Origin of the sequence: Halocynthiibacter namhaensis (assembly GCF_000812685.1) — a bacterium.
GTDB lineage: Bacteria > Pseudomonadota > Alphaproteobacteria > Rhodobacterales > Rhodobacteraceae > Halocynthiibacter > Halocynthiibacter namhaensis.
This window is the reverse complement of sequence record NZ_JWIF01000052.1, coordinates 1-20,665: the sequence shown is the minus strand read 5'-3', so window position 1 is coordinate 20,665 and position 20,665 is coordinate 1. Positions and strand designations below refer to the sequence as shown.

Here is a 20,665-nt window from a genome sequence, read left to right as displayed (position 1 = left end):
CATTTGTGCCGCACCGGTGATCATGTTTTTCACATAGTCAGCGTGACCTGGGCAGTCAACGTGTGCATAGTGACGGCCTTCAGTTTCATACTCAACGTGTGCAGTAGAAATGGTGATGCCGCGTGCTTTTTCTTCTGGCGCGCCGTCGATTTCGTCATACGCTTGGAAGTTGTCAGAAAACTGCTTCGTGATCGCAGCTGTCAACGTCGTCTTACCGTGGTCAACGTGACCGATGGTGCCGATGTTACAGTGCGGTTTATTACGCTCAAACTTTTCCTTAGCCATGGTGGCCTCCTGTCAAAATAGGTGGGCTATTGCCCAAATGAGGGATGCAGGGTGACCAAAGCCACCCCGCGAATTTTTTACTGAAATTATCCGGCGAATTTCGCTTGGATTTCTTCAGAGATATTTGATGGCACTGGTTCGTAGTGGGCGAACTGCATAGAGAAGTTCGCACGACCAGAAGACATTGAACGCAATGTGTTGATGTAACCAAACATGTTGGCCAGCGGCACAAAGCAGTCAATTGCAATCGCGTTACCACGAGAGTCTTGGCCCTGTACTTGCCCACGACGGGAAGTCAGATCGCCAATGATACCACCAGTATATTCATCAGGTGTGATCACTTCGACTTTCATGATTGGCTCAAGCATTTTCGCACCAGCTTTGCGCATACCTTCACGCATACACATACGTGCAGCGATCTCAAACGCAAGGATGGAGGAGTCAACATCGTGGAACTTACCGTCAAGCAAGGTCACTTTGAAATCGATCACAGGGAAGCCAGCAAGTGGGCCAGAGTCCATGACGGATTTGATGCCTTTTTCAACGCCCGGGATGTATTCCTTAGGAATAGCACCACCAACGATTTTGGACTCAAACGAGAAACCTTCGCCAGGCTCGGTCGGCGTGATGATCATTTTCACTTCGCCGTACTGACCAGAACCACCAGATTGTTTCTTGTGGGTGTAGGAATGCTCTACTTCGTGACCAATGGTCTCGCGGTAAGCAACCTGTGGTGCACCGATGTTCGCTTCCACTTTGAATTCACGACGCATACGATCGACGAGAATATCAAGGTGAAGTTCGCCCATGCCCTTCATGATGGTCTGACCAGATTCGATGTCAGTTTCCACACGGAAGGATGGATCTTCTGCGGACAAACGCTGAAGCGCGATACCCATTTTTTCTTGGTCGCCTTTTGTTTTTGGCTCAATGGCGATCTCGATCACAGGATCGGGGAACGTCATTGTTTCAAGAACAACAGGAGCATTCACAGCACAAAGCGTATCACCAGTGGTGGTATCTTTGAGGCCGCCCAAAGCGATAATATCGCCTGAGAATGCTTCAGAAATCTCGTCGCGATCGTTCGCGTGCATGACCATCATACGGCCAACACGTTCTTTACGACCTTTTGTCGAGTTCAAGAATGTGTCGCCCTTTTCCAATTTACCGGAATAGATCCGTGTAAATGTCAAAGAACCAACAAAGGGGTCATTCCAGATTTTAAACGCAAGGCCAGAAAACGCCATTTCATCATCCGCACGGCGGGCAATGTCACGTACTTCGTTTTCATCACCAGGCTTAAAGCCCATGTAATCAACAACATCCAGCGGGCTTGGCAGATAGTCAAGCACAGCGTTAAGCAGTGGCTGAACACCTTTGTTTTTGAAGGCAGAGCCACCAAGAACGGGAACGAAAGACATGTTCAAAGTACCGATGCGCAGCAATTTGCGCAGGGTTGGAACGTCTGGTTCTTCACCTTCAAGGTAAGCTTCCATCGCGTCGTCGTCTTGCTCAACAGCCGCTTCGACCATTTTCGCACGCCAAGTGTTCGCCATGTCTTGCAGGCTTTCACGGATCGGTGCTTTGACCCATGACGCGCCCAGATCTTCACCTTCCCACAACCATTCTTCCATGGTTACGAGATCAACAAGACCTTCAAGTTCAGTTTCCGCACCAATTGGTACGCCAACTGGAATAGCAACCGCACCAGTACGTTCTTCAATCATGTTTACACAGTTGAAGAAGTCCGCGCCGATTTTATCCATCTTGTTGATGAAAACCATACGTGGAACTTTGTAGCGGTCAGCCTGACGCCAAACAGTTTCAGTCTGTGGTTCAACGCCGGCGTTGCCGTCAAGAACACAAACCGCACCATCGAGAACCGCCAAGGAACGTTCAACTTCAATCGTGAAGTCAACGTGACCAGGGGTGTCAATGATGTTCAGGCGGTGCTTTTCACTGTCTGCGGTTGTACCATCTTCGGTACGCTCCCAGAAAGTAGTGGTCGCAGCAGACGTAATAGTAATACCACGTTCCTGTTCCTGCTCCATGTGGTCCATGGTTGCAGCGCCGTCATGTACTTCACCGATGTTATGTTCTTTACCGGTGTAAAACAGAATGCGTTCGGAACAGGTGGTTTTACCTGCGTCGATGTGGGCAATGATACCGAAGTTACGGTACCGTTCGAGGGGATACTCGCGAGCCATAATTCTCGTCCTAATCCTAAAGGGTTACCAGCGGTAATGGCTGAATGCTTTGTTCGCATCGGCCATTTTGTGAGTGTCTTCGCGTTTCTTCACGGCAGTACCACGAGAGTTCACTGCATCAAGCAGTTCACCAGCAAGGCGTTCTTCCATGGTGTTTTCGTTGCGTTTGCGCGCAGCGATGATCAACCAACGGATAGCAAGCGCTTCGCGACGCTCTGTGCGAACTTCAACAGGCACCTGGTAGGTAGCACCACCAACCCGACGGGAGCGAACTTCCACGGATGGTTTGATGTTTTCAAGAGCTTCATGGAAGACTTCAACCGGCGCACGTTTGATTTTATCTTCAACGCGGTCAAATGCGTTGTAAACAATACGTTCTGCGACAGATTTTTTACCATCTACCATCAGGTTGTTCATGAATTTAGACAATACGAGATCGCCAAATTTGGCGTCTGGTAGAATTTCGCGCTTTTCAGCGGCGTGACGTCTGGACATATCGTGTTTCCCTTACTTCGGACGCTTCGCGCCGTATTTCGAACGACGTTGTTTACGATCTTTAACGCCCTGGGTATCCAGAACACCGCGAAGGATGTGGTAACGCACACCTGGAAGATCTTTTACGCGACCGCCACGAATCAGAACCACAGAGTGTTCCTGAAGGTTGTGGCTTTCACCTGGGATGTAAGAAATTACTTCGAAGCCATTGGTCAAGCGCACTTTGGCAACTTTACGCATCGCAGAGTTTGGTTTCTTAGGAGTCGTTGTATAGACGCGAGTACAGACGCCGCGTTTTTGCGGGCACGACTGCAGGTGCATCGATTTAGAACGTTTTACTTTCGGCTGGCGCGGCTTGCGGATCAGCTGTTGTATCGTTGGCATTCCGGTTATTTCCCCGTGTTGCAACACATTTCAGTAATAAAAGTACCTTGCCGAATGCAAAGCACCAAAACCGCATACGCTTCCATCATTGGAAACGACGCGGCCTGTTTTCAGAGGATTAAGGCTTTGCACACCTAGATCATGATCACATAAGTTAAACATCAGGCAGGAAAATCCTTACCCAATTGGTCGCCGTATATGGAGAGTCGCAGTTCTTGTCAACACCAGGCCCGTCACTGTTTGAACCTGATTTTGCAGGTCGCTCACTTCATTTTTCCGTCGAAATCGGGCTGCGTCACCACCCGTTCTCGGTAAAACGCAAACCCCCCAGATGCGACCACAATACAGATCCCAATCCAGGTCAGAACGTCAGGCCAATCGCCCCATAGATACCAGCCAACGACCAACGCCCATATCAATCCGGTGTAACGGAACGGGGCTGTAAAACTAACTTCACCCACCCGCATCACAGCAACGCTGAAGTAGTATCCGCCAAGTAAGAAGAAACTCGCCATCACCATCAGCACGGCTTCACGCATAGCGACAGGTTTCCACGCAGACGTGTCCCATAACAACACAAGCCCCGCAGCGACCGTAACCCCAACAGCGCCAATGATCGCGATGACCATGCTTGGAACTTCCTTCGACAATGGGCGCGCGCACATATCGCGCAGCGTTACGAACGCCACCGCCAGCAAACCATAAATGGAATAGCTGTTAAATCCGCTTCCCCCGGGCTGTACGATGAACATCACACCGACAAAACCAATAAGAATTGCACTCCAACGTCGCCATCCCACCCTTTCACGCAGAAACACTGCGCCTGCCATCGTGATCGCAAGCGGCAACGCTTGCATGACGGCGGTCAGGTTCGCGAGGGGCATATTGAACAAAGCGGTCAAAAAGAAATAGGCTGCAAAGACCTCGGCAATGCCCCGTAAATTTCCCCAGGCCCAATCCTTGCCAGACATACGAAAGTTCAACTGCCCCAACATCGCCGCGAGGATGAACATCAAAATGATCGTCAGCGTCCCGCGCATCAGCAAGAGTTGCTGCAACGACATGGCATCGCCAATCAACTTAAGGCAGCTATCATTCGCCACAAAGCAAGCCATGCTTGCCACCATCAAGAGCGCACCGCGCGTATTTTCATGCATCAGGAATACCCATCGCTACCGTGCAACCGCGTTGCCAATACGCCAACTACTGCGCGAGACATCAATCATTGTCCAGACGCAACTACAATTTTGTACAACTTCGCGGATTGATCTTCCAAACCTCGTCACAACGGATTGGTCTCTGTCAAATCGACAGATGTACCATCCGAGGTTTTCTTAGACAGTTTCGCCCATCAGCCAAAACTGAATAGCTCAGCACAATCTTACATCGGAATTTGTAAGGTGACGCGAATGTACTGAACCAAAAAGGGCCCCGCAAATGCGAGGCCCCTTCTATAGCTATTGCTCAAGTCATCAATCGTTGCTGATGATACCTGAATCGCGCATTTCGCTCATCATGGCTTCGGCTTGGGCCATGTCTGCATCTTCAGTTGTCGGCGCCGCCAATGCAGCCGCTTGTTCTGCTTCTTCGCGACGGGCTTCTAGAACCACGTTGTCACGATCCGCAGCAACTTTGCGAACTTGCTGTGTTGCACCACCGGTACCAGCTGGGATCAAACGACCCACGATGACGTTCTCTTTGAGGCCAACCAGTTTATCACGTTTACCCTGAACGGAAGCTTCCGTCAGAACCCGCGTGGTTTCCTGGAAGGACGCCGCTGAGATGAAGGAACGTGTCTGCAAGGACGCTTTGGTGATCCCCAGAAGGATCGGTTCGCCTTTTGCAGTGCGTACGCCGCGTTCAATCGCCTTGGCATTTGCCGCGTCGAATTCCGCTTTGTCCACATGTTCGCCTTTCAACAATGTGGTCTCACCAGAGTCAGAGATTTCCCATTTCTGCAGCATTTGACGCACGATAACTTCGATGTGTTTATCGTTAATCTTCACGCCTTGCAGACGGTAAACGTCCTGAACTTCGTCGATCATATAGTTCGCAAGCGCTTCCACACCCATAACCGCAAGAATGTCATGCGGAGCAGGGTTACCGTCCATCAGGTATTCACCCTTGTGGATGAGATCGCCTTCAGCAACAGGAATGTGTTTGCCCTTAGGAACCATGTATTCAACGGTTTCCATAGTGTCATCAAGTGGTTCAATAGAGATGCGACGTTTGTTCTTATAGTCACGACCAAAGCGCACATAACCATCGATTTCGGCGATGATCGCGTGATCTTTTAGACGGCGTGCCTCGAACAATTCCGCAACCCGTGGCAGACCACCGGTGATGTCCTTGGTTTTAGAACCTTCACGCGGGATACGCGCAACAATGTCACCGGCAATAACCTCTTGGCCATCTTCAATCGACAGAACCGCATCAACCGACATCGCATAAGACACAGGATTACCTGCATCGTTGCGCATTGGTTCGCCGTCCTGATCCATGACGATGATCTCAGGCTTAAGTTCGTTGCCTTTTGGCGCTGCACGCCAATCGATAACGATCTTCTGGGTCATACCAGTTGCATCATCTGTCTCGTCGCGGATGGCAATACCAGACACGAGGTCAACAAATTTCGCGGTACCTGATTTTTCAGCAATGATCGGCAGAGTGTATGGATCCCACTCAAACATCTTATCGCCATGAGCCACTTTTGCGCCGTCTTTGACGTGCATTTTGGAACCATAACCGATTTTGAAGCTTGCGCGTTCTTCACCGTTCTCATCAATAATCGCAACTTGCATGTTCCGGCCCATAACAACCATTTCACCGGCTGCATTTTCCAGAACCGCAGGATTGCGATATTCGATTTTGCCTTCAGCGGATGCTTCCTGGAAGGATTGCTGACCACCGGCCTGCGCAACACCACCAATGTGGAACGTACGCATGGTCAGCTGTGTGCCTGGCTCACCAATGGATTGCGCAGCGATAATGCCAACCGCCTCGCCTTGGTTAACCATTGTACCACGTGCAAGGTCACGACCGTAACATGCAGCACATACACCTTCTTCAGCTTCACAGGTCAGTGGGCTGCGAACGCGCATGGATGCAAGGCCAGAGTCCTCGATCATATCTGCTTTGCGCTCATCAATAAGCGTGCCAGCAGGCATCATCAGTTCTTCCGTGCCAGGACGCAGAACATCGTCAGCCGTTACACGACCAAGGCAACGTTCGCCCATGGATGCCACGACTTCGCCGTCGTTAACTGCCGCAGAAATGGTCACTGCCATGTCAGTTCCGCAATCATGCGCACGCACGATGCAGTCCTGCGCAACATCAACCAGACGACGCGTCAGATAACCAGAGTTCGCTGTTTTAAGCGCGGTATCAGACAGACCCTTACGAGCACCGTGGGTAGAGTTGAAGTACTCAAGAACCGACAGACCTTCTTTAAAGTTCGAGATGATCGGTGTTTCGATGATGTCGCCATTCGGCTTCGCCATCAGACCGCGCATACCGCCCAGCTGTTTCATCTGCGTCACAGAACCACGCGCACCAGAGTGCGCCATCATGTAACAGAGTTTGGCTCGTTCTCAGCGCCGTTCTCATCAGAACCAGTATCCGAAATCGTGCTCATCATTGAGTCGGTGACTTTGTCGTTACATTTTGACCATGCATCGATCGCTTTGTTATATTTCTCACCCTGAGTGATCAGGCCGTCCATATATTGCTGCTCAAAGCCCTTAACTTGATCACGGGTGTCATTCACCAGTGGCCATTTGTTGTCAGGGATAACCATGTCGTCTTTACCGAAGGAAATACCGGCTTTGAAAGCTTCTTTAAAGCCAGTGGACATGATCTGGTCACAGAAGATGACAGATTCTTTCTGACCGCAATAACGGTAGACAGTATCAATAACCGTTTGAACTTCCTTCTTACGCAGAAGACGGTTCACAAGATCGAATGGCGCCTTAGAGTTCTGAGGCAGCAGTTGACCCAAGCGCACACGACCAGGTGTGGTCTCAAAGCGCGTCATCACGGTGTTGCCTTCTTCATCAACCTGCGGAACGCGGGCTGTGATTTTGGCGTGCAAGTGAACTTCACCAGCATCCAACGCGTGTTGCACTTCGTCAGCATCAGCAAAGACCATGCCTTCGCCTTTCATGCCCTCGCGTTGCATCGTGATATAGTAGATGCCCAAGATCATATCCTGTGACGGAACGATGATCGGTGCGCCGTTTGCAGGCGACAGAACGTTGTTCGTGGACATCATCAAGACGCGACACTCAAGCTGCGCTTCCAAGGAAAGCGGTACGTGAACAGCCATTTGGTCGCCGTCAAAGTCAGCGTTAAACGCGGAACAAACCAGCGGGTGCAGCTGAATAGCTTTGCCTTCGATCAGTACAGGTTCAAACGCCTGGATACCAAGACGGTGAAGGGTCGGCGCACGGTTCAGCATGACTGGGTGTTCGCGGATCACTTCATCCAAGATATCCCAAACTTCGGGACGCTCTTTTTCCACCAATTTCTTGGCTTGCTTCACGGTGGATGACAGACCTTTGGCTTCAAGACGCGAATAGATAAACGGCTTGAACAGCTCAAGCGCCATCTTCTTGGGAAGACCACATTGATGCAGTTTCAATTCGGGGCCGGTCACAATCACGGAACGACCCGAGAAATCAACACGTTTGCCCAAAAGGTTTTGACGGAAACGACCTTGTTTACCCTTCAGCATATCGCTGAGAGATTTCAAAGGACGTTTGTTGGCGCCCGTGATCACACGACCACGGCGACCGTTGTCAAACAACGCATCCACAGATTCCTGCAACATACGTTTTTCGTTACGTACGATGATGTCAGGTGCGCGAAGCTCGATCAGACGCTTTAGACGGTTGTTCCGGTTGATCACGCGACGGTAAAGGTCGTTGAGGTCAGACGTCGCGAAACGGCCGCCATCCAGTGGAACCAATGGGCGCAATTCTGGCGGAATAACCGGAATAACGGTCATGATCATCCACTCAGGACGGTTGCCAGATTCAAGGAAGCTTTCAACGATCTTCAAACGTTTGATGATCTTCTTAGGCTTCAATTCACCCGTTGCCACAGCAAGGTCAGCGCGCAGCGCTTCTGCTTCGGCTTCTAGGTCAATCATAGACAGCATTTCGCGGATCGCTTCAGCGCCGATGCCAGCGGTGAAAGCATCCATGCCGTATGCGTCTTGCGCGTCCATGTATTCTTCTTCTGACATCAGCTGACCGAAAGTCAGGTCTGTGAGGCCAGGTTCGATCACAACGTAGTTTTCGAAGTATAGAATGCGTTCGAGATCGCGAAGCGTCACGTCCAACATCAGGCCAATCCGAGAAGGAAGGGACTTGAGGAACCAAATATGCGCAACTGGGGATGCCAGTTCGATATGGCCCATACGTTCACGGCGCACTTTTTGCAGTGTTACTTCCACACCACATTTCTCGCAGACAACGCCGCGATATTTCATGCGCTTATATTTACCACAGAGACATTCGTAATCTTTGATTGGGCCAAAGATCCGAGCACAGAACAGACCATCGCGTTCTGGCTTGAATGTACGGTAGTTGATGGTTTCCGGTTTCTTAATCTCACCGAAAGACCACGAAAGAATCCGTTCCGGAGACGCCAGAGACACTTTGATTTCATCAAAGGTCTTCTGTGGCGCGAGCGGGTTAAACGGGTTTGTTGACAGTTCCTGGTTCATTTTGCGTACCTTTATTTAAGGGGGAAGGAAGGGTGAATAAGGCGCGAGGCCTTATTCATCTTCCTCCGCATCCAGGAGTTCCATGTTGAGGCCGAGGCCCCGGACTTCTTTCACAAGCACGTTGAAGCTTTCAGGCACACCGGCCTCAAAGTTATCTTCGCCTTTGACAATGCTTTCATAGACTTTCGTCCGGCCTGCCACGTCATCCGACTTAACAGTAAGCATTTCTTGCAGCGTGTATGCCGCGCCATAAGCTTCCAATGCCCAGACTTCCATCTCACCGAAGCGCTGGCCACCGAACTGTGCTTTGCCGCCCAGAGGTTGCTGCGTCACGAGAGAGTAAGGCCCAGTTGAACGTGCGTGAATTTTGTCGTCCACGAGGTGATGTAGTTTCAGCAGATATTTCATACCCACTGTGACTTCACGGGCGAATTGTTCACCTGTGCGGCCATCAAACAGCACCGATTGACCAGAAGTGTTAAAGCCGGCGCGTGTCAGCGCTTCGTTAACGTCTGCTTCTTTCGCGCCGTCAAAAACAGGCGTCGCGATTGGAACACCACCGGTGACATTACCCGCAGCTTCAAGAAGCTGATCTTGGGTCATGCCTTCGATACCTTCAGCGTAAACTTCGTCGCCGTAAGCATTGCGCATCGCGTTTTTCACTTGGTCAATATCGCCATCACGACGGAAGCCTTGCAGCGCCTCATCGATATCACGACCCAGACCACGGCCAGCCCAACCCATGTGGGTTTCTAGGATCTGACCAACGTTCATACGTGAAGGCACGCCGAGCGGGTTCAAACAGAAATCAACCGGGGTACCGTCAGCCAGGAACGGCATATCTTCGATTGGAACAACCTTAGAAATAACACCTTTGTTCCCGTGACGACCCGCCATTTTATCACCGGGCTGAAGCTTACGCTTCACAGCAATAAAGACTTTAACCATCTTCATCACACCAGGTGGTAGGTCATCACCACGACGTACTTTTTCAACTTTGTCTTCGAAGCGCGCGTCAAGTGCACGTTTCTGCAGCTCGTATTGCTCATTCAGAGCTTCAACGATTTGTGCCGCATCTTCGTCTTCAAGCGCCAGCTGCCACCACAGACCGCGGGACAATTCTGACAGAACCTCTTCCGTGATCATCGTGTTAGGTTTCAGGCCTTTCGGACCTTTCACCGCAACATTACCCAGGATTTGATCGCGCAGACGTGCATAGATGTTGCGATCCAAGATCGCGAGCTCATCGTCACGGTCACGGGCAAGGCTTTCGACTTCTTCACGCTCAATTTGCAGGGCACGTTCGTCTTTTTCCACACCATGGCGGTTAAAGACGCGTACTTCTACAACGGTGCCGAAATCTCCAGGTTTCACACGCATAGATGTGTCACGCACATCGGACGCTTTCTCACCAAAGATCGCACGCAGAAGCTTTTCTTCCGGTGTCATCGGGCTTTCGCCTTTTGGTGTGATTTTACCCACCAAGATGTCGCCAGGTTCTACGTCTGCACCGATGTAAACGATACCAGCCTCATCGAGGTTGCGCAGCGCTTCTTCACCAACGTTTGGAATATCACGGGTGATTTCCTCAGGGCCAAGCTTCGTATCACGGGCCGCAACTTCGAATTCTTCGATGTGTACGGATGTGAAGACGTCATCACGAGAAATGCGTTCAGAAATGAGGATTGAATCCTCATAGTTGTACCCATTCCAAGGCATAAACGCCACGACGATGTTCTTACCAAGAGCCAATTCACCGATGTCAGTGGATGGACCGTCAGCAATCACTTCGGCTTTGGTTACCGTGTCACCAACCTTCACCAATGGGCGCTGGTTGATACATGTGTTTTGGTTGGAACGCTGGAACTTGCGCAGACGATAGATGTCCACACCCGCGTCGCCCATTTCAAGGTCAGACGTGGCGCGCACAACGATACGTGTTGCGTCGACTTGGTCAACAACACCACCGCGTTTCGCCATGATCGCCGCACCGGAATCGCGAGCAACAACTTCTTCAATGCCGGTACCAACAAGTGGCGCCTCTGCCTGAAGCAGTGGAACAGCCTGACGCATCATGTTCGAACCCATCAAGGCTCTGTTCGCATCGTCATTCTCAAGGAATGGGATCAAGGACGCCGCAACAGACACAAGCTGTTTTGGTGACACATCGATCAGGTCAACGTTCTCACGCTGAGACAGTTTATAATCGCCAGATTGACGGGTTGAAACCAGCTCATTTTCGAAGTTGCCGTTTTCATCCAATTGCGCGTTGGCCTGTGCCACTGTGTGACGCATTTCTTCGGTCGCGGACATATACTGAACATCGTCGGTCACGTGACCGTCAACAACCTTGCGGTAAGGTGTTTCGATGAAGCCGTATTTGTTCACACGTGCGAAAGTTGCCAGTGAGTTGATCAGACCAATATTCGGCCCCTCAGGCGTTTCAATCGGACACATACGACCATAGTGGGTTGGATGAACATCGCGGACTTCAAAGCCAGCACGTTCACGTGTCAAACCGCCGGGCCCAAGCGCTGAAAGGCGACGCTTATGCGTGACTTCCGACAGTGGGTTGGTTTGGTCCATGAACTGGGACAGCTGGGAAGAGCCAAAGAATTCACGAACCGCAGCCGCAGCTGGTTTCGCATTGATTAAGTCCTGTGGCATCACAGTGTCGATTTCAACGGAAGACATACGTTCTTTGATCGCACGTTCCATACGCAACAGACCAACACGGTATTGGTTTTCCATCAGCTCGCCAACGGAACGCACACGACGGTTACCAAGGTGGTCAATATCGTCAATGCCGCCTTTACCATCACGCAGTTCAACCAGCGCTTTGATACAGGAGATAATGTCTTCTTTGCGCAAAGTACGCTGTGTGTCTTCAGCATCGAGTGCCAGACGCATGTTCATTTTCACACGGCCAACCGCGGAAAGGTCATAACGCTCACTGTCGAAGAACAATGTGTCAAACAAAGCAGATGCCGCATCAACGGTGGGCGGCTCGCCCGGACGCATAACGCGGTAGATATCCATAAGCGCTGTATCACGGCCCATGTTTTTATCATTCGCCATTGTGTTGCGGATGTAAGGACCAACATTCACGTTGTCGATGTCGAGAGTTGGGATCTCTTTAACACCAGCTTCGAGAAGCTCTTGCAGGGTACCGCCAATGATGTCGCCGTCTTTGTCCATCTCAAGCGTCAGCTCATCGCCAGCTTCAGCATAGATCGCGCCGGTTTCTTCGTTGATGATGTCTTTCGCAACAAAACGACCAACGATCTGGTCGAATGGCACCAATAGATCGGTAACGTTGCCTTCGTCGATCAGTTTCTTAACCGCCCGAGGGGTCACTTTTTTGCTGGCTTCCGCAATTACTTCGCCAGATTTCGCATCCACAAGATCAAACGTAGGACGTGTGCCTTTTACGCGCTCAGCGAAGAACTTGGTCACCCAGCCTTTGTTCTTCTTCAGCTTGTAGTTCACAGTGTCGTAATACGCGTCACAAATGCCTTCTTGGTCCAGACCCAATGCATAAAGCAGGGTGGTCACAGGAAGTTTGCGGCGACGGTCGATCCGTGCAAAAACAACGTCTTTCGCGTCAAATTCAAAGTCCAACCAAGAACCGCGGTAGGGAATAATGCGGCAAGCAAACAGAAGTTTACCTGAGGAATGGGTTTTGCCTTTGTCGTGGTCAAAGAACACACCAGGGGAACGGTGCATTTGGGAAACGATCACGCGCTCAGTGCCGTTCACAACAAATGTGCCGTTTGGTGTCATCAAAGGCATATCGCCCATGAATACGTCTTGTTCTTTGATGTCTTTAACAGATTTCGCACCTGTATCTTCGTCGATATCAAACACGATCAAACGCAAAGTCACCTTAAGGGGTGCTGCGTAGGTCATGTCACGCTGCATGCATTCTTCAACGTCGTATTTTGGTTTTTCCAACTCGTATTTCACGAATTCCAAAATGGAAGTTTCGTTGAAATCCTTGATCGGGAAAACCGATTGGAAAACACCTTTAATGCCTTCGCCATCCATAGGTTCCAGCGTGTCGCCGGATCTCAGGAATAGGTCGTAGGAAGATTTCTGAACCTCAATAAGGTTCGGCATCTCGAGGACTTCACGGATTTTACCGAAATATTTACGAAGCCGTTTTTGGCCGAGGTAGGTTTGAGCCATGCGCGTGGTCACCTTCATTTTTTTCGCTGGCGCGTGCCTGTCGGGGGTCACAGACGCGTGCGTACAAAAAACAATACATTCAGATCTATTCGTGCAAGCCTTCCCAGGGGCTGCTCCCGATCTATTGAACATACCTTAGAAAAATCTTTCAACGCTGCGACACTTCCAACGTTAACGAAACATCTTTCTAAGACAGGTTCGGCTGGACCCGGATTTTCACCAGGTCCAGCCAAATTTCATGTGGCTCCCGAAGGGGCCAAGGGCCAATTAGGCCACTTCGACTTCTGCGCCAGCTGCTTCCAGCTTGCCTTTAACGTCGTCAGCTTCAGCTTGATCAACGCCTTCTTTGATTTTGCCGCCAGCTTCAACAAGCTCTTTAGCTTCTTTGAGGCCAAGACCAGTGATCGCACGAACTTCTTTGATCACGTTGATCTTAGAAGCGCCTGGGCTTTTCAGAATTACGTCGAATTCTGTTTTTTCTTCAGCCGCATCAGCGCCTGCAGGACCAGCCATCATGACAGCGCCGCCAGCTGCTGGTTCAATGCCATACTCGTCTTTGAGGATGGTTTTCAGTTCTTGTGCTTCGAGAAGGGTAAGACCTACGATCTCTTCAGCAAGTTTTTTCAGATCAGCCATTATACTGTTTCCGTTCTTTCAGTTTCTGTTCCAACGCGCGAGGGTATCCCTGCGAAGGTCTCAAGTTGCTTAAGCAGCTTTGTCTTCAATTGTAGACAAAACGCCTGCGATATTGCTTGCAGGTGCGCCAATCGCGCTGGCAATGTTAGAAGCAGGTGCGCCGATACAGCCAACGATAGAAGCAATAAGCTCATCACGTGACGGCATCGCTGCAACGGCTTTAACGCCAGCAACGTCCAGAGCATTCTCACCCATAGCACCACCAAGGATAACGAGTTTATCGTTTTCTTTGGCGTACTCCTGAGACACTTTGGCAGCTGCCACAGGGTCTTCAGAATAGGTCAGAACGGTCATACCCGTAAGAAGATCAGAAATGCTTGCGCAAGGCTTTCCTTCCAGGGCGATTTTGGCGAGCCTGTTTTTGGCAACACGTACGGATCCACCAGCTTCACTCATACGAGCGCGCAGATCCTGCATTTCAGCAACTGTAAGGCCTTCGTAGCGGCTAACCACAACGACGCCAGAGCTTTCAAAGATTTGGCCGAGTTCGTCGACCAGTTGTCCTTTAAGTGCTCTATCCACAGTTTCACTCCAATTATGAGGGGCTTACACCCCCCGGCTCTACTTTGCCGGATGCAGAACATCCAGCGTTCGGGTCCGTATTACGGGGCCAGTCCAAAACCACCCGAGGAGATCCTCGAAATAATCCGGTCATACCCGTCTCAGGCAGGAATTATGAAGGTCAAATGACAATCACCCACCGTCTTGGACGAAAGCAAAAGAGCGCACGACGAATCGCACGCTTTTCTACAAAGCTGTATCTATGAAATTTCCCAGGGTTTTCCAAGAGCTGATTTCAACTCTGCATCAAAATCAATCCAATTGTTTCGATTATGCAAACCCTACATAGCCCTATATCACATTCGCCACGAATTGGCAAAGCCGGGCCTCAAGATGGGAAAGGGCATTGCAGCCACGATATTTTTAAGTGTTATTGATTGTAGGTTTGATAGAATACATCAGGTCTTCCATGAAATGTTAAAAGGGTTTTCGACGATGAATAAGTTAATATGGATTGCCGGACTGATGGCTTTGGGCGCTTGCGGCACGTCTACCAGCACCACGACAGCGACACCTGAGACCAACACAGCAACCACGGCTACCGCAGCCATGACCGGCAATGGTGAAACGCAGATCATCATCTACCGGACATCCTATATGGGCCTGGCCGTTCAGCCAAAGATCTTTGTGGATGGTCGCCAAGTCGGCACATGTACGCCAGGTGCTGCCCAAACAGTTGCAGTCGCGGCTGGAACACATGAGCTGCGCGCGCGCGCTCTCAGAAACTGCCGTCGCGATTCCCGTCATAGCGGGCCAAACGACTTATGTACGTTGCTCAATCGGATTTGGATTGATTGCTGGGCGTGTGAATTTCACCGTTGTGCCGGCTTCCGAAGCCGCTTCAAAAGTTGCCCGTCTACGTTAACAACCCACAATGCCAACATTAGGCATTCATGAAACCATACGAAAAAGGGCGCCCAGTGGGACGCCCTTTTTTAATTTCAATACAAGCGAAGCTTACTCGCCAGTAGCGCTGTCTACAGAAACAGTCACGCCTGCACCCATTGTGGATGTCAGTGTGATGGATTTCATGTAAGCGCCTTTGGCGCCAGCTGGTTTCGCTTTTGCAACGGCGTCGATGAAGGAACGCACGTTTTCAACCAGTTTCGCTTCGTCGAAAGATGCTTTGCCGACACCTGCGTGTACAACACCAGCTTTTTCAACTTTGAACTGCACTTCGCCGCCTTTAGCAGCTTCAACAGCAGCTTTAACGTCCATAGTAACAGTGCCAACTTTTGGGTTTGGCATCAGGTTGCGTGGGCCAAGTACTTTACCCAAGCGGCCAACAACAGGCATCATGTCAGGTGTTGCGATACAACGATCGAATTCGATCTTGCCGCCCTGAACGATTTCCATCAGGTCTTCTGCGCCAACGATGTCTGCACCAGCAGCCTGAGCTTCTTCAGCTTTTGGACCGCGTGCAAAAACAGCAACGCGCATTGTTTTGCCAGTGCCGTTAGGCAGCGCAACAACACCACGAACCATTTGGTCAGCGTGACGTGGGTCAACACCCAAGTTTACAGCGATTTCAACGGTCTCGTCGAATTTCGCAGTCGCGTTGGCTTTCACCAATGCAACAGCATCTTCAACAGTGACGTTAGATTTGCCAGCAAAAGCAGCGCGAACAGCGGTGGTACGTTTTCCGTATTTAGCCATCTTACTTAACCTCGATGCCCATAGAACGTGCAGAACCAAGGATGATCTGCATAGCAGCATCGATGTCGTTTGCGTTCAGGTCTTTCATTTTAGCTTCGGCGATTTCTTTCACCTGAGCTGCAGTTACGGAACCAACAGTCTCACGACCTGGAAGTTTCGCACCAGAGGACAGCTTTGCAGCTTTCTTCAGGAAGTAAGACGCAGGTGGCGTCTTGATGTCCATAGTGAAGGACTTATCCTGGTAGTATGTGATCACGGTTGGGCAAGGTGCGCCAACTTCAAGGTCCTGTGTTTTCGCGTTAAACGCTTTACAGAATTCCATGATGTTGATGCCGCGTTGACCCAAAGCTGGACCTACGGGTGGGGATGGGTTGGCTTTACCTGCAGGAACCTGCAGTTTCATTGTGCCAGCGAGCTTTTTAGCCATGAGGCTTCTCCTGTTATCACCACATCACGATCATCGTGATGCTTTTGGTTTAGTGGTTCAGTCCGGGCGCCTAAGCCCCCTCGCCTCCCACAGCTCTCACTTAGGCTTCTTTCGTTACCTGCGTGAATTCGAGTTCAACCGGGGTTTCCCGGCCAAAGATAGATACGGTCACTTTGAGGCGTTGGTTTTCTTCATCCACCTCTTCGACCATGCCATCGAAGCCCTCAAACGGACCATCGTTGACAGAAACTTTTTCACCCACTTCAAAGTGGATAAGTGTGCGTGGGGCTTCGATGCCTTCTTCAACACGGTTCAGAAGCGCATTCACTTCTGCGTCACGCATGGGCATTGGACGACCCTGTGGGCCCAGAAAGCCAGTGACGCGGTTGATAGAGTTCACAAGGTGATAACCTTCGTCGGACATTTCCATGTGGATCAAAACATAGCCCGGCATAAAGCGACGCTCAGAGGTCACCTTCTTACCGCGGCGCACTTCGATCACTTCTTCAGTTGGAACCAACACTTCTTCGATCTGCTCTTCCAGACCGTTTTCGATCACGGAATGTCTGATCTGTTCAGCAATTTTCTTCTCGAAGTTCGAAAGAACGCTTACAGAATACCACCGTTTCGCCATCGTGCTGTGCCTCACATTGCCGGTTTCACCACAGGGGTTAGGCCGGAAAGTTCAAATTCATCAAACGGTTAACCCGTTGCTCGCCGGAACAAAAAACAGCGCGCACCTCGAATCGATGCACGCAGTCCCGAATATGTTGCCCGGAATAGACGCGACGCCCAGATTTATCAAGCGAATTCAGGGGCGCGTCTAGGACCAGGAGATCACCCGAAGTAGGTGAAAATCGCCTGCAGACCATTGCGGAAAATCAGATCAACCAGTGAAAAGAAAATCGCGGCGACCGCGGATAGCACAAAGACCATCCCAGTGGTCAACAGCACTTCACGCCGTGTTGGCCAAACAACTTTGGAAACCTCAGCACGCGTTTGCTGAATGAATTGTGCTGGATTGGTTTTAGCCATAGTTCTCGCCTTGCGGTTTTTTCGGACTTCGGAATAGGCAGCAGATACGCGCTTTGACTTGGGAATTCAAGCCTTCGCAGCGCAGTTATCTCAACCGGTCTTGCCGCAGCCGTTCAAACGGATCCGTGGAGCGGCCATGACGTTGGGCAACATTCTTAGACACGGCCCCGTAATTTACACCAAACAGACGTTCCCGAGCACGAAATACTACGGTCCGCAGGCGCTGAACGAGAAACCCAAGCAGGCCAGGCGCTGCTTGACCAGCATTCAACACACGTGTGGGATGTTGGCGTGCGACGTCAGACCCGCCTTTGTCTCGCTCTTCTGTATCCATCTCAGTTGTCCACCCCTTGTCACAGCTTTTCTTGCCGGTTCGCCATCTTCCAAGTCATTCAAACTGGCTAAACTTAGACCGCAACCATTTGCGTTTCAGGAAGGCAAAAATGTGACCCGACTCAAGCAATCACAAGGCATTGCGCAGATTTACAGTGACCGTGGACGATTTCAGAATGGGCGCGCGTAATGAAACGCGTATCAGACGTGCTGCAACAGCGCTGACGTTGCCTCGACCAATATCAACGCACCTGCGCCACCGATCACAACTGCGGCGCTTTGATTGAGTTTTCTAAGCGCCGCGCCATCTGACATCACGTTGCGGGCCTTGGCGGCCAGGAACGCATATGGCGTCAACGCCACAAACAACACGACGACTGTCAGCACGGACAAAACCATCCATTGGCCAAAACCGACGCGCCCCAAATCTAGCACGGATGGCAAAAGCGCTAAGTAGAAGATAATTGGCTTTGGATTCCCCAAAGTCACGATATACGCTGCAAACATTGCAGCCACAGGCGTACGTTCTGTTCCCGACGCCACCGATGTCTTCTGTACGTCGCTCGCCCAAAACCCCCATGCCAAATAAAGAAGATATAGCGCGCCAAAAAGCTTGATCACCACAAATGCGCCGGCAAAGGTTTTCGCGACCGCCGCCAATCCGACAATCGCCACGGTCAACCACGTCACATCGCCCAGCGCGATCCCGAGCATAAAGAAACCCGTGCGACGCGCGTTCCCGCCCAAGGATTGCCCAACCAACGCCGCTATTCCGGGCCCCGGAATAGCGGCAGCAATAAACAATGCAGCTGCATAGGCAAAAAACGGTGTGATCGTATCCATAATGCTGTCCACTTCATGGCATCACACCGTGACTTCCGGCGAACCAGCGCCAAGCAGGCAGCTTGGCTTTAATGCTATTAGAAATATGGTGACTGGCAGGGGCTGAGGGACTCGAACCCACGACCCTCGGTTTTGGAGACCGATGCTCTACCAACTGAGCTAAACCCCTATCACCATCGCCGGATTACGCCAGCTGCGAGAGGGACGCAACCCGGAAATGCGAAATTGCCTGAATTTTCTGTGTATTTCTAATCTCGGGCGAGACAAATCAGCCATAAACAGTACCGAGACCAAACTCGGTTGGCGGCCATGGAGTATCAGATCGTCTTTCTCTCTCGGTCATAAAGGTCAAAAACCGAACACGTTAAGTTCAACACTTGCAACCATGTCGCCTGTATCTTCCTCACCCAACAAAGCTGGCCGTAGAAATCACGTCGTCCCTTCGACTTCGTGAGCGTGCGTTATGCTGATTTTGTTGTGCCATTCCAATACCTGCACAGATCGGTTCACCAATGGTTCACGCCCCGGCTGCGTCAATCAACATATATGCCCAAATTTCGTGAGACTTTCGTGTTTTCCCAAAGCCGCGCAGCACCGTCATGGTTCTCTCATCGACACATTCGTCGAGACACGTTGATGAACTCTCAATAAAGGAAAATACCATGAAAACATCTATCGCAGCCCTCGCCACCGCAGCTTCCCTAACCTTCGGCTTCGCGGCTTCTTCCGCCTCTGCAATGGAGATGGAATTGAATATGATTACCGGTGCAGTCTTCAACACACTTTCCTCTGCAGGCTTGCCCACCGATGTTATCCAACAACTATCTTTGGCTGAAATTGCTGAAATCCAGCTCACGCTGCACGGCGGTGATGGCGAAGGCGAAAAAATGCGTGTCATCCGCAACATCCTGGCACGTCACCAGTAAATCTGCCCCAGCAGAAACATGCCGACATGGTAAACAATCGTGCCGGAGGGTTAAAACCACCTTCGACACGACCTATGTATATCACTCATCTTGCAAAGGCTTTGATATGCTAAAAACCCTCACCATGACCGTTGCGCTGCTCGCCGCTGTCCCTGCGGCAGCGGACAACGCACATCTGGATCGCTCCGCCAGCAATGTTTTGCGTCAGTACAACATTCAAACTCCCGTTTCGGAACTCACCAGTCACCAAAAGCACAATATCGTGTTGATTGCACACAGCGGAAAAGACGGAGGCAAACGCGCTCAGATCCTAAGCGCATTGGGGCAAGGGGTATTGGGGCGACTTCTAAACCGCTAAATGTAAGGCTGAGATATCATCACCCTGGTCTTGTCGCGGTTTAGTTCCGGTCTCTTTCGAGCAATGTTTGCTATGAAGGAGATAGAGAATGGCAAAGAGATACACAGACGAGTTTCGGCGTGATGCGGTGCGCATGGCGACGACGAGTGGCTTAACGCGGCCTCAACTTTCATCAGATTTAGGGGTTGGGCTTTCGACGCTGAACAAATGGGTTCAACAGCATCAACACGATGACCTGATGTCAGGACCGCATGAAGACGTTGAGAAGGAGAACACGCGGCTTCGCAAGGAAGTCCGTCTGCTGCGCGAGGAGAGGGAAGTGTTAAAAAAGGCGGCAATCTTCTTTGCAGGCCAAAGCCGGTGAGATTTGCGTTCATCGACGCCTGGAAAGAAGAATGGCCAGTTGAGTTCCTGTGCAAAGTTATGCGGGTCACATCACGTGGTTTTCGCGCGTGGCGGGTTCGCCCGATGAGCCAGCGTCAACGCGATGATATGGTGATCCTGGCTCACATCCGTGAACAGCATCGCTTAAGCCTGCAAAGC

General features: G+C 50.9%; 18 protein-coding genes, 1 tRNA gene and 2 pseudogenes. 5 read left to right on the top strand and 16 right to left on the bottom strand.

Features of this window, described 5'->3' with window-relative positions; all coding sequences use genetic code 11:
• The 9 genes and pseudogenes from RJ38_RS07875 to rplJ form a co-directional block, all read right to left on the bottom strand.
• Positions 1–285, bottom strand: a 285-nt coding sequence (locus RJ38_RS07875) for a GTP-binding protein (RefSeq protein WP_039018328.1), incomplete at its 3' end; no start/stop codon positions are given.
• A gap of 86 nt (positions 286–371) precedes the next feature.
• Positions 372–2,492 carry an elongation factor G gene (gene fusA, locus RJ38_RS07870; RefSeq protein ID WP_039018327.1) on the bottom strand — a complete coding sequence of 707 codons (2,121 nt, stop codon included), beginning with the start codon at positions 2,490–2,492 and terminating at the stop codon, positions 372–374.
• A gap of 24 nt (positions 2,493–2,516) precedes the next feature.
• Entirely contained in the window at positions 2,517–2,987 is a 471-nt protein-coding gene (gene rpsG / locus RJ38_RS07865; protein ID WP_039018326.1) for a 30S ribosomal protein S7, read from the bottom strand.
• 12 nt (positions 2,988–2,999) lie between these two features.
• A complete protein-coding gene (gene rpsL, locus RJ38_RS07860; RefSeq protein WP_039018325.1) occupies positions 3,000–3,371 on the bottom strand; it encodes a 30S ribosomal protein S12 in 372 nt (123 codons plus the stop codon).
• A gap of 263 nt (positions 3,372–3,634) precedes the next feature.
• Positions 3,635–4,528: a DMT family transporter gene (locus RJ38_RS07855; RefSeq protein WP_039018324.1), complete on the bottom strand. Its 894-nt coding sequence runs from the start codon at positions 4,526–4,528 to the stop codon at positions 3,635–3,637.
• A gap of 315 nt (positions 4,529–4,843) precedes the next feature.
• A pseudogene (gene rpoC / locus RJ38_RS07850) lies at positions 4,844–9,099 on the bottom strand (DNA-directed RNA polymerase subunit beta').
• Positions 9,100–9,150: 51 nt separating this feature from the next.
• Positions 9,151–13,287, bottom strand: coding sequence for a DNA-directed RNA polymerase subunit beta (gene rpoB / locus RJ38_RS07845; RefSeq protein WP_039018329.1), 4,137 nt, complete (start codon positions 13,285–13,287; stop codon positions 9,151–9,153).
• 267 nt (positions 13,288–13,554) lie between these two features.
• On the bottom strand, positions 13,555–13,923 hold the full coding sequence (gene rplL / locus RJ38_RS07840; RefSeq protein WP_039018323.1) for a 50S ribosomal protein L7/L12: 369 nt from the start codon (positions 13,921–13,923) through the stop codon (positions 13,555–13,557).
• Between the two features lie 69 nt (positions 13,924–13,992).
• On the bottom strand, positions 13,993–14,505 hold the full coding sequence (rplJ, locus tag RJ38_RS07835; protein ID WP_039018322.1) for a 50S ribosomal protein L10: 513 nt from the start codon (positions 14,503–14,505) through the stop codon (positions 13,993–13,995).
• A gap of 474 nt (positions 14,506–14,979) precedes the next feature.
• On the opposite strand from rplJ, the gene RJ38_RS18870 reads away from it, so the two are divergent.
• Positions 14,980–15,441 carry a hypothetical protein gene (locus RJ38_RS18870; protein ID WP_156121806.1) on the top strand — a complete coding sequence of 154 codons (462 nt, stop codon included), beginning with the start codon at positions 14,980–14,982 and terminating at the stop codon, positions 15,439–15,441.
• Positions 15,442–15,501: 60 nt separating this feature from the next.
• On the opposite strand, the gene rplA is transcribed toward RJ38_RS18870, so the two are convergent.
• The 7 genes from rplA to RJ38_RS07790 all read right to left on the bottom strand — a co-directional run bounded on the left by rplA (position 15,502) and on the right by RJ38_RS07790 (position 19,007).
• On the bottom strand, positions 15,502–16,200 hold the full coding sequence (rplA, locus tag RJ38_RS07820) for a 50S ribosomal protein L1 (RefSeq protein ID WP_039018319.1): 699 nt from the start codon (positions 16,198–16,200) through the stop codon (positions 15,502–15,504).
• A gap of 1 nt (position 16,201) precedes the next feature.
• Positions 16,202–16,627 carry a 50S ribosomal protein L11 gene (gene rplK, locus RJ38_RS07815; RefSeq protein WP_039018318.1) on the bottom strand — a complete coding sequence of 142 codons (426 nt, stop codon included), beginning with the start codon at positions 16,625–16,627 and terminating at the stop codon, positions 16,202–16,204.
• Positions 16,628–16,727: 100 nt separating this feature from the next.
• A complete protein-coding gene (gene nusG, locus RJ38_RS07810) occupies positions 16,728–17,261 on the bottom strand; it encodes a transcription termination/antitermination protein NusG (protein WP_039018317.1) in 534 nt (177 codons plus the stop codon).
• Between the two features lie 203 nt (positions 17,262–17,464).
• Entirely contained in the window at positions 17,465–17,662 is a 198-nt protein-coding gene (gene secE / locus RJ38_RS07805; protein ID WP_039018316.1) for a preprotein translocase subunit SecE, read from the bottom strand.
• An 85-nt stretch (positions 17,663–17,747) separates the two neighbouring features.
• Positions 17,748–17,996, bottom strand: a complete 249-nt coding sequence (locus RJ38_RS07800; RefSeq protein WP_039018315.1) for a hypothetical protein — start codon at positions 17,994–17,996, stop codon at positions 17,748–17,750.
• 200 nt (positions 17,997–18,196) lie between these two features.
• Positions 18,197–18,838 carry a LysE family translocator gene (locus RJ38_RS07795; protein ID WP_039018314.1) on the bottom strand — a complete coding sequence of 214 codons (642 nt, stop codon included), beginning with the start codon at positions 18,836–18,838 and terminating at the stop codon, positions 18,197–18,199.
• A 93-nt stretch (positions 18,839–18,931) separates the two neighbouring features.
• Positions 18,932–19,007: transfer RNA gene (locus RJ38_RS07790), tRNA-Trp, on the bottom strand.
• 493 nt (positions 19,008–19,500) lie between these two features.
• On the opposite strand from RJ38_RS07790, the gene RJ38_RS07785 reads away from it, so the two are divergent.
• The 4 genes and pseudogenes from RJ38_RS07785 to RJ38_RS07770 all read left to right on the top strand — a co-directional run.
• On the top strand, positions 19,501–19,764 hold the full coding sequence (locus RJ38_RS07785) for a hypothetical protein (RefSeq protein ID WP_039018313.1): 264 nt from the start codon (positions 19,501–19,503) through the stop codon (positions 19,762–19,764).
• 106 nt (positions 19,765–19,870) lie between these two features.
• Complete coding sequence (locus RJ38_RS07780) at positions 19,871–20,122, top strand: hypothetical protein (protein WP_039018312.1); 252 nt, start codon at positions 19,871–19,873, stop codon at positions 20,120–20,122.
• Positions 20,123–20,210: 88 nt separating this feature from the next.
• A complete protein-coding gene (locus RJ38_RS07775; RefSeq protein WP_039017620.1) occupies positions 20,211–20,486 on the top strand; it encodes an IS3 family transposase in 276 nt (91 codons plus the stop codon).
• Positions 20,483–20,665 (top strand): annotated as a pseudogene (locus tag RJ38_RS07770) (IS3 family transposase); the annotation flags it as partial. The gene RJ38_RS07775 and the pseudogene RJ38_RS07770, both read left to right, overlap by 4 nt.